This window comes from Caldimonas sp. (assembly GCF_046289365.1).
GTDB lineage: Bacteria > Pseudomonadota > Gammaproteobacteria > Burkholderiales > Burkholderiaceae_C > Caldimonas.
This window is the reverse complement of sequence record NZ_JBKBVU010000121.1, coordinates 1-10036: the sequence shown is the minus strand read 5'-3', so window position 1 is coordinate 10036 and position 10036 is coordinate 1. Positions and strand designations below refer to the sequence as shown.

The following is a 10036-nucleotide window of genomic DNA, read 5'->3' as shown; positions in this document are numbered from 1 at the left end:
AGACGCCCCGATGTTCAAAGCCTTGCTACTGACCCAAGAGGACCGCCAGACCCGCGCCGCGCTGGTCGACCTGGACGACGCCCAGCTGCCCGAGGGGGAGGTGACCGTGAAGGTCGAATACTCCACCCTCAACTACAAAGATGCACTGGCCGTGACCGGCCGCGGGGCCATCGTGCGCACCTGGCCGATGGTGCCGGGCATCGATCTGGCCGGCACGGTCGAGGCCAGCACCGATCCGGCCTGGCGCGCGGGCGACCCGGTGGTCGTGACCGGCTGGGGCCTGGGCGAGACGCATTGGGGGGGCCTGGCCCAGAAGGCCCGGCTGAAGGCCGGCTGGCTGCTGCGACGGCCGGCGGCCTACACCGCCCGGCAGTCGATGGCGATTGCCACCGCGGGCTTCACCGCCGCGCTGTGCGTGATGGCCTTGCAGCGTCACGGCCTGCAGCCAGGAGACGGCGAGGTGCTCGTCACCGGTGCGGCCGGCGGCGTGGGCTCGGTCGCGGTGGCTCTGCTGGGCAGCCTGGGCTACACGGTGGTGGCCTCGACCGGGCGGCCCCAGGAGGCCGACTACCTGCGCAGCCTGGGCGCCGCCCGCTGCGTGGACCGCCAGGAATTCACCCAACCCGGCAAGCCGCTGCAGAGCGAGCGCTGGGCCGGCGTGGTCGACACCGTGGGCAGCCACACCCTGGCCAATGCCTGTGCCGCCACACGCTGGAACGGCGCCGTGGCCGCCTGCGGCCTGGCCCAGGGGGCCGACTTCCCCGGCACGGTGATGCCTTTCATTCTGCGCGGGGTCACGTTGTACGGCATCAACAGCGTCTTCACCGACCACGACACGCGCCGCAGGGCCTGGGACCTGCTCGCGCAGCATGTGCCGGCCCAGCGGCTGGAGGCGATGATCACCGAGATCGGCCTGAGCGAGGTGATCGGGTATTGTCCGAAGCTGCTGGCGGGCCAGGTGCGCGGGCGCACCGTGGTGGACGTGTGGCGGTGAACGCCGCCCCGGGGAAGGCCCACCCGGCGTAAGCTGCCCAACCTTCCACGCCATGAATCCGCGCCGCGCAAAAGGGTAGGCTTGAGGCTTGCGGGGACGTCAGCGTCCCGCAAGCTTCAAGGAGCACCTCATGGCCGCCAAGACCCCGCTGTCGCCCGCCGAACAGGCCCTGCGCGACGCCGCCCTCGAATACCACCGCAGCCCGGTGCGCGGCAAGATCGCCGTGGCACCCACCAAGCCGCTGTCCAACCAGCGCGACCTCTCGCTCGCCTACTCGCCCGGCGTGGCCTATGCCTGTCTGGCCATCGAGGAGGACCCTCGCCTGGCGGCCGACTACACCTCGCGCGGCAACCTCGTCGGTGTGGTCACCAACGGCACCGCCGTGCTGGGGCTGGGCGACATCGGCCCGCTGGCGGGCAAGCCGGTCATGGAGGGCAAGGGCTGTCTGTTCAAGAAGTTTGCCGGGATCGACGTCTTCGACATCGAGCTGGCCGAGAAGGACCCGGACAAACTGATCGAGATCATCGCTGCGCTCGAACCCACGCTGGGCGGCGTCAATCTCGAGGACATCAAGGCGCCTGAGTGCTTCTACATCGAGAAGAAGCTGCGCGAGCGCATGAACATCCCCGTCTTCCACGACGACCAGCACGGCACGGCCATCATCTCCGCCGCTGCCTTGCTCAATGGCCTGGAGCTGGTGGGCAAGCGCATCGGCGACGTGAAGCTCGCCGTCTCGGGCGCAGGGGCTGCGGCCATCGCCTGCCTGGACCTGATGGTGGAACTGGGTGTGAAGCGCGAGCACATCTTCGTGTGCGACTCCAAGGGCGTGATCCACGACCGCCGCGAAGACCGGCTCGACGAATCCAAGCAACGCTATGTGCAGAAGACCGAGGCGCGCACCCTGGCCGACGCGGTGCGCGGCGCCGACGTCTTCCTGGGCTGCTCGGCCCCGGGCGTGCTCACCGCCGAGATGGTGAAGACCATGGCGGAGCGACCCATCATCCTGGCGCTGGCCAACCCCGAGCCGGAGATCCGCCCCGAGGTGGCCAAGGCGGCGCGGCCCGACTGCATCATCGCCACCGGCCGCTCGGACTACCCCAACCAGGTCAACAACGTCCTGTGCTTTCCCTACATCTTCCGCGGCGCGCTCGACAGCGGCGCCACGCGCATCACCGAGGCGATGAAGGTGGCCTGCGTGCGCCAGATCGCCGACCTGGCCAAGGCCGAGATCAGCGACGAGGTGGCCTCGGCCTATGCCGGGCGTGAGCTGCGCTTCGGGCCCGACTACCTCATCCCCACGCCTTTCGACGCCCGTCTGATCCTGCGCATCGCCCCGGCCGTGGCCCAGGCGGCGGCCGACTCCGGCGTGGCCACCCGCCCGATCGCCGACCTGGACGCCTACCGCGAATCGCTCACGCGCTTCGTGACGCACACGGGGCTGTTCATGCGGCCGGTCTTCCAGGCGGCCAAGGCTGCGCCCCGGCGCATCGCCTACGCCGAAGGCGAGGACGAACGCGTGCTGCGTGCGGTGCAGATCGCGCTGGACGAAAAGCTGGTCCGGCCCATCCTCGTGGGCCGCCCCCACGTGATCCAGATGCGCCTGGAACGTGCCGGCTTGCGCCTGCAGCCCGGCCGCGACTTCGAGGTGGTCAACCCCGAGGACGACCCGCGCTTCCGCCAGTACTGGGAGACCTACCACCGCCTCAAGGCCCGTGACGGCGTGACCCCCGAGATGGCCAAGGTGGCCCTGCGACGCTCCAACACGCTGATTGCGACCATGATGGTGCACCTGGGCGATGCCGACGGGATGGTCTGCGGCCTGGTGGGGCGCTACGAGGCCCACCTGGAACACGTGCGCGACCTCATCGGCCTGAAGGCTGGCGCCAGCGGCTTCGCCGCGATGAACGCGCTGATGCTGGACAAGCACACCTTATTCATCGCCGACACCTTCGTGAACGAGGACCCGGACGCCGCCACGCTGGCCGACATCGCGGTGCAGGCCGCCGATGCGGTGCGCCGCTTCGGGCTGCCCCCGCGTGTAGCCTTCCTGTCGCACTCGATGTTCGGCTCCAGCACGCGCCCCTCGGCACGCAAGATGCGCGCCGCGCGCGACCTCTTCGTGCAACGCCGCCCCGACGTCGAGGCCGATGGCGAGATGCACGGCGACGCGGCCCTGAGCGAGGCGGTGCGCGAGACCTACCTGCCCGGCTCGACCCTGCGCGGCGCGGCCAATGTGCTGGTGCTGCCCAACCTGGATGCCGCCAACATCCTTTTCAACGTGCTGAAGATGACCGGCGGCCAGGGCGTGACGGTCGGCCCCATCCTGCTGGGCGCGGCCGCACCGGCGCACATTCTGACGCCCTCGGCCACCGTGAGACGCATCGTCAACATCACCGCGCTGGCCGTGGCCGACGCCAACGCGCTCGGCTGAATCTAGACTGAACGCCGCCTTCGCCGCGCGCGCACGCTCGGCGGGTTTGAGGCATCATCGAGGTTGCCTTGAACCCATCCGAGCCTTCTGCCTCCCCTGCCCCAGCGCCCGCCGCGAAAGCGGCGTCGGCCTCGGCCTGGGCCCCGCTCGCCCAGCCGGTGTTCCGCATGCTCTGGCTCACCTGGCTGGCGGCCAACACCTGCATGTGGATGAACGATGTGGCCGCCGCCTGGCTGATGACCACGCTGACGACCTCGCCGGCGCTGGTCGCCCTGGTGCAGACGGCCTCGATGCTGCCCGTCTTCCTGCTGGGGTTGCCCAGCGGGGCCCTGGCCGACATCCTCGACCGGCGGCTCTTTTTCGTCGTCACGCAGTTCTGGGTGGCCGCCGTGGCGGTGGTGACCTGCGTGCTCGTGCTGGCCCAGCTCATCACACCGGCTTTGCTGCTGGCCCTGACCTTCGCCAACGGCATCGGCTTGGCCATGCGCTGGCCGGTGTTCGCCGCCATCGTGCCCGAGCTGGTGCCGCGCCTGCAATTGCCCGCCGCCCTGGCGCTCAACGGGATTGCGATGAACGCTTCGCGCATCATCGGCCCGCTGCTGGCCGGCGCCATCATCGCCAGCCTGGGCAGCGCCTATGTCTTCGTGCTCAATGCCGTGCTGTCGGTGGCCGCGGGCTTCGTGATCCTGCGCTGGAAGCGCGAGCGCACCGTCAGCGCCCTGCCCGGCGAGCGCTTCGTCGGCGCCATCCGCGTGGGCTGGCAGTATGTGCGCCAGTCCACACGGATGCACGCCGTGCTGGTGCGCATCGCACTGTTCTTCTTGCAGTCCACCGCCGTGCTGGCCCTGCTGCCGGTGATCGCGCGCGGCCTGGACGGCGGCGGCGCGGGCACCTTCACCCTGCTGCTGGCGGCCATGGGCAGCGGCGCCGTGGTGGCGGCAGCCCAGTTGCCCAGGCTGCGCGCGCGCTACACCCGTGACCAGCTCGTCAACGGCGGTTCGGTGCTGCAGGCGGCCATGACCGTCGTCGTGGCCTTTGCGCCCCAGGCCTGGCTGGCTGTGCCGGCCATGTTCGTCAGCGGCATGGCCTGGATCACCGTGGCCAACACCCTCACAGTGGCCGCCCAGCTCGCCCTGCCCGACTGGGTGCGCGCACGCGGCATGTCGATCTACCAGATGGCCCTGATGGGCAGCGCCGGACTCTCGGCGGCGCTGTGGGGCAAGGTGGCCAGCCTCGCCAGTGTGCCCGCCAGCCTGCTGGCCGCGGCCGCCACCGGGATGCTGCTGCTCCTGTGGGCGCGGCGCATGGTGGTCGACGGCGGGGCCGAGGAAGACCTCACGCCCTCGCAGGCCTGGAAGCCCCCAGTGACCGCCACGCCGGTCGATCCCGATGCCGGGCCGGTGCTCGTCACGATCGAATACCGCATCGACCCGGCGCAGGCTGCCGCCTTCCGCGAGGTGATGCAGGAAAGCCGGCGCAGCCGCCTGCGCCAGGGCGCCCTGGCCTGGGAGCTGTTCCGCGACGTCAACGACCCGGGCCTGTACACCGAGTACTTCATCGACGAGTCCTGGGTCGAGCACTTGCGGCGCTTCGACCGCGTGACCGCCGCCGACGTGCACCTGCGTGAGCGCCGCCTGGCCTTCCACATCGGCGACCGCCCCCCGGTGGTGACGCGACGCATCGCCGAACCGGTGGATCCCCGTTGAACAACTGAAGGCCCGCCTCGGGCACTCGCGGTGCCCACGGGCTGATCATTGCACCAGCTTGCCGCCCGATCCGATCATGGCAAAGTCGACATACCGGGACCCTGTGCGCCCTTGTTGACTGAAGTCCAGCACATAGCCACCCACATCCAGGTTGCGCAGGCTGCTCAGGGTGGCACTGACCGCCTCTGGCGTCCAACGCGGTGCACGCTCCAACGCATGGACCAGCGCTTTGGCAGCGATGAATCCCTCGATCGAACGCGCCGACAAATCCGGATCTTTGGACTTTTCACGCAAGGCGAGGTACTCACGCACCACGGCACGGTCTTGGCGGTTGTGCAAGGGCAAGACCACTGAGAAAGCATAGCCCCGCGCGCGCTCAGGCCCCAGCGCTTTGAGCAAAGCGTCCGTGTCGATGATCGACATGCCATACATCGTTGCCTGACCGCCAGCCTCTGTGTAACGGCGCACAAACTCGATGGCTGCGGCCGTCGTGGCCCCCAGGAAGATCACCTGAGGATTGGCTTGCACCAGCTGGTTCACCGCAGGCATCACCTCGGTGGTGTTGCGTGGATAGGGCGCCTGCGCGACCAGGGTGATGCCATGCGCTTGTGCCGCCACCTGTGCCCCCGTACGAACATCCTGCCCCAACCCGTCATCTTGATAGAGCAAGCCGACACGGCGCACACCCATCTGGGACAACTGCCGAAACAAACGGCCGATCTCATCGTGATAGCTGGCCTTGACGACATAAATGTTCTGCGCTTTGGCCACCGAGGCTGCGCCCGATACAGCGCCCACCATGGATACTCGATGGGTGAGCAACACCCCATCCTGAACCAACGCCTCCAAATTGGTCGTGCCAACCGTACCGATCAAGGCCACCGGCGAGTCCTCGGCCATCATCGCCTTGACCTGACGCACCGTTTCGTCAGCCTTTTGCGCATCATCGCGGGTCACGAAGCGAATCCGCTGCCCCTTGACACCCCCCTGGGCGTTGACGGCTTCGAAATACAGTTTGGCTCCTGCGTGAATGGCCCGCCCCGTCACCGCCTGCGGGCCACTGAAGGGCGCCACCTGCCCCACCACGATTTGCGCTTGGCTCAGCGCGGCAAACGCGCAAGCCCCCAGCGCGACCAAGCCGCGCGCCACCCATGATGTGGTTTTCATCAAGCTCTCCCCGGTCAGGATCATCCACACGAGCCGCTCGTAGCGGCTCGCCGCGCGGATTGTAGGGACGAACCAAGGGTAAACCCTTAATACAGGTGCGATTGACGAACATCAACGCAGATCCATGCGCGCCGCGCCAACTCGTTCACACGAGCGCGGAGGGCTTCAGGCGGCAGGTGCGCGCAGCCCCTCAGGCTGGGTTGTCGATGTCGATGAACCGGTGTTCCAGGCCGAAGCGCTCGGCCAGATGGGCCCCCAAGGCTGCCGCCCCGAAGCGTTCGGTGGCATGGTGGCCGCAGGCGAAGTAGGCCACCCCGGTCTCGCGGGCGTAGTGGGCCTGGGGCTCGGAGATCTCGCCGGTCAGGAAGGCGTCGGCCCCGGCCGCGATGGCCGCCTCGAAATAGCCCTGGGCACCGCCGGTGCACCAGGCCAGTCGCCGCAGCGGCCGGCCGTCGCCCTCCACCACCACCGGGACACGGCCCAACCGGTACTGCAGCAAGGCCGTCAGAGCGGCCACAGTGAGCGGCTGGGCCGGCACCCCCAGGAAGCCCAGGTCCTGGTCACCAAAGCGCCCCTGCACCGACAGCCTGAGCTTTTGCCCCAGTTGGGCATTGTTGCCCCATTGCGGATGGGCATCCAGCGGCAGGTGGTAGGCATACAGGTTGATCTCGTGGGCCAGCAGCACCTGCAGGCGCCGCTTCATCCAGCCCGTCACCCGGCCGTCCTGCCCGCGCCAGAACAGTCCATGATGGACGAGGATCGCGTCGGCCCCCTCGAGGGCCGCCGCTTCGATCAGGGCCAGGCTGGCCGTCACACCGCTGACCAGCTTGCGGATCTCGGCTCGGCCCTCGACTTGCAGACCGTTCGGCCCATAATCACGGAAGCGATCCGCCTCCAGCAAGGCGTGCACCTGCGCGCCGAATTCATCGCGGTGGATCATGCCTCAGGCCTCCCCCATGCCGCCCGGGACCAGGCTTGCAGCGTGCGGGCCCCGGCGGGGCCGGTGCCGGATTGCAGGCAGCTCATCGGGCGTCCTTTCACTCACTGTATGCGCAGAACCTGGCTGATTTTCTCGCAAGCCGTCACGGTCGCGGTGGCGGTGCTCTTCGTCGTGGCCACGCTCAAGCCCGAATGGCTGCGCCGCGCCCCCGGCAGCGTGATCCCGACCCTCACGATCACCGAGACGCCCATCTTGCTCAGCCAGGACCATCCCCCCGGCAGCCTGGCACCGGCGGCCAAGCGGGCCTCGCCCGCGGTGGTCAACATCGCCACCAGCAAGGCCCCAGTGGGCAACCCGCATTTCAACGATCCCTGGTTCCGCTTCTTCTTCGGCGACCCGGCGGATGACCAGCCCCAGACCGGCCTGGGCTCAGGCGTCATCGTCGCGCCCGAGGGCTACCTGCTCACCAACAACCACGTGATCGAGGGCGCCGACGACATCGAGGTCAGCCTGGTAGATGGCCGCAAGGCCAGCGCCCAGGTGGTGGGCACCGACCCCGAGACCGATCTGGCCGTGCTCAAGATCGACCTGCCCGACCTGCCCGCCATCAGCTTCGGTGACGCTGCCACGCTGCAGGTGGGCGACGTAGTGCTGGCCATCGGCAATCCCTTCGGCGTGGGCCAGACCGTCACCGCGGGCATCGTCAGTGCCCTGGGACGCAACCAGTTGGGCATCAACACCTTCGAGAATTTCATCCAGACCGATGCGGCCATCAATCCCGGCAACTCCGGCGGCGCCCTGGTGGATGTGGCCGGCAACCTGATGGGGATCAACACGGCCATCTACTCGCGCTCGGGCGGCAGCATGGGCATCGGCTTCGCGATCCCGGCCACCACGGCACGCCAGGTGATGGAAAGCCTGATCCGCGACGGCCGGGTCACGCGAGGCTGGATCGGGGTGGAGCCCCAGGACCTCACGCCCGAACTCGCCCAGACCTTCAACCTGCCGATCCGCGAGGGCGTGCTGATCACCGGGGTGCTGCAAGGCGGCCCGGCGCAGGAGGCCGGTATCCGGCCCGGCGATGTGGTCGTGCAGGTGCAAGACCAGCCGGTGACCAGCACCGTGCAGTTGCTCAATGCCGTGGCAGCGCTGCGCCCCGAAAGCACGGCCACGATCACGGTGCAGCGCGCCAACGAGCGCCTCGGGCTGCAGGTGCAGGTCGCCCAGCGGCCTGCCCAGCAGCGCACCCGCGGCGCGCGCTGAAGCGCTCAGGTCACCACCACACCTCGACCTGGGCGCCAAAGCTGGTGCCCGAGGTCTTGCCGTCACCGAGGCCCGTGACGCCGCCCGCACCGGCCGCTGCATTGGCCGCATCATTCCACTTGGCAGTGGTGACATACAGGCGCAGCTCCGGACGGGTCCAGAACCCGGGGCCGGTGCTCAGAGTGGGCGCCAGCGTGAACTTCGTGAGCTTCTGGGCCGCCCCGCCGTCGGGCTTGCGCTGGGAATGCCCCAGCTCTGCCACCATCTTGAAGTGCCGGGTCAGGGCATAAGATGCCCGGCCGCCCAGCGAGAGGCTGTTGACCTTGTCGCCGCCCTCGAGGCGATCCGTCTGCCACAGAGCCATCGCCTGCCCGCCAAAGGCGCCGCGCTGCCAGGTGATGGCATCGACGATTCGGAAACCCTTGTGGCCCGAACCTGCCAAGAGGTTGCCGAAGCCAGTGTTGAGGTTGGCCGAGCCCTGGGCGTACTGCAGCCACAGGGTGTTGCCCCCTCCCAGGCCCAGGAAGTTCTCCTGGTTGTGCTGCACCGTAAGGGCCACACCGTCCTGGCCGCCGGAGAAGCTGCCGTTGGTGTAGGTGCCCACCAGACGCAGCTTGCCACCGGCATTGATGGGCAGGTCATACCACTCGGCGCTCACGCGGTGGCCCGGCTGGTCGCCCGCGGTGCCGCTCACACCGTCGTCGGTGCGGAAGTAGGCCAGCGAAAACTTGCCCGGCCCTGCCGAGAGGCCGCGCATGCCGGCGCCCACGCCATCCTGGATCGTGAAGAAAGTGTCGACGATGTGCACGTCGGCGCGGGCGTGGTAGCGCTTGCCCACCCAGAAGCTGGCCTCGGGCGCGATGTCGAAACCCTTGCCCTCCACGAACATCTCGGCCAGGCCGAGCTTGGCGTCATTGGTGTCGGTGCCCGCGTTGTAGAGGTTGGGCGTGAACTGGATTTTGGTGTCGACATCACCGGCCTTGAAGTTTTCGCTGAGGAAGAACTCGCCATAGAAGTCGCACTCGTTGCCCAGCCGGTACTTCAGGCCCGGGCCCTGCAGGCCGTAACAGGCGCGAGCGGCATCCTTCTTCGTGGCCCCGGGGCCAGCGCGGAAATAGCCGTGGCTCTCCAGGGCCAAGGCCTGGGGCGCCGCGAAACCGGCCGCAGCGGCCAGGGCCATGCACCTCGCCAGATGGCGAACATGTTTATCCATTGTTAAGACTCCTCGTGCTTCTACTTGCTTTGGTTGGGAAACCTTCGGGCAGGATCGCCCTGGGGGCCGGCACGATTATTTAATTAATCTTAAAGTCTTAATACATGGTTAATACCGATGGGCGAACAGGCGCGCGCGAGTGCGCCGGCGCGCACTGCAGGCGGCCAGCGCAGAACGTCGTCTGAGCAGGGGGAGTGCGGCGCTACTTGGCCGCGAGGTCTTCTTCCGCGTCGGGGGCGCGGGTGTGCTTGGCAAACACCTGGGCCGCCCACAGGCCGGCCTCGGCGCTCAGCCACGACTGGACCCAGGCCGCGAACTGCGT

7 protein-coding genes are annotated in these 10036 nt (G+C 68.4%); 4 read left to right on the top strand and 3 right to left on the bottom strand.

Going from position 1 to position 10036, the window contains the following annotated elements:
• The first annotated feature begins 10 nt into the window (after positions 1–10).
• From ACK42S_RS12135 to ACK42S_RS12125, 3 genes are all read left to right on the top strand, one after another.
• Entirely contained in the window at positions 11–994 is a 984-nt protein-coding gene (locus ACK42S_RS12135) for an MDR family oxidoreductase (protein ID WP_409707656.1), read from the top strand.
• A 130-nt stretch (positions 995–1124) separates the two neighbouring features.
• Complete coding sequence (locus tag ACK42S_RS12130; RefSeq protein ID WP_409707650.1) at positions 1125–3425, top strand: NADP-dependent malic enzyme; 2301 nt, start codon at positions 1125–1127, stop codon at positions 3423–3425.
• A 68-nt stretch (positions 3426–3493) separates the two neighbouring features.
• The gene (locus tag ACK42S_RS12125) at positions 3494–5131 is read left to right on the top strand and encodes an MFS transporter (protein ID WP_409707647.1); all 1638 of its coding nucleotides are present in this window, start codon (positions 3494–3496) and stop codon (positions 5129–5131) included.
• A gap of 45 nt (positions 5132–5176) precedes the next feature.
• On the opposite strand, the gene ACK42S_RS12120 is transcribed toward ACK42S_RS12125, so the two are convergent.
• Together ACK42S_RS12120 and ACK42S_RS12115 are read right to left on the bottom strand one after the other, a co-directional pair.
• Positions 5177–6322 (bottom strand): ABC transporter substrate-binding protein, encoded by a 1146-nt coding sequence (locus tag ACK42S_RS12120; RefSeq protein ID WP_409707653.1) that lies wholly within the window; start codon positions 6320–6322, stop codon positions 5177–5179.
• Positions 6323–6488: 166 nt separating this feature from the next.
• A complete protein-coding gene (locus ACK42S_RS12115) occupies positions 6489–7238 on the bottom strand; it encodes a Nif3-like dinuclear metal center hexameric protein (RefSeq protein ID WP_409707644.1) in 750 nt (249 codons plus the stop codon).
• 108 nt (positions 7239–7346) lie between these two features.
• Between ACK42S_RS12115 and ACK42S_RS12110 the strand changes: the two genes are divergently transcribed.
• A complete protein-coding gene (locus tag ACK42S_RS12110; protein ID WP_409707641.1) occupies positions 7347–8501 on the top strand; it encodes a trypsin-like peptidase domain-containing protein in 1155 nt (384 codons plus the stop codon).
• A 10-nt stretch (positions 8502–8511) separates the two neighbouring features.
• Here the strand turns inward: ACK42S_RS12110 and ACK42S_RS12105 are convergent, their stop codons facing one another.
• On the bottom strand, positions 8512–9714 hold the full coding sequence (locus ACK42S_RS12105) for a maltoporin (protein WP_409707638.1): 1203 nt from the start codon (positions 9712–9714) through the stop codon (positions 8512–8514).
• Between the last annotated feature and the right edge of the window lie 322 nt (positions 9715–10036).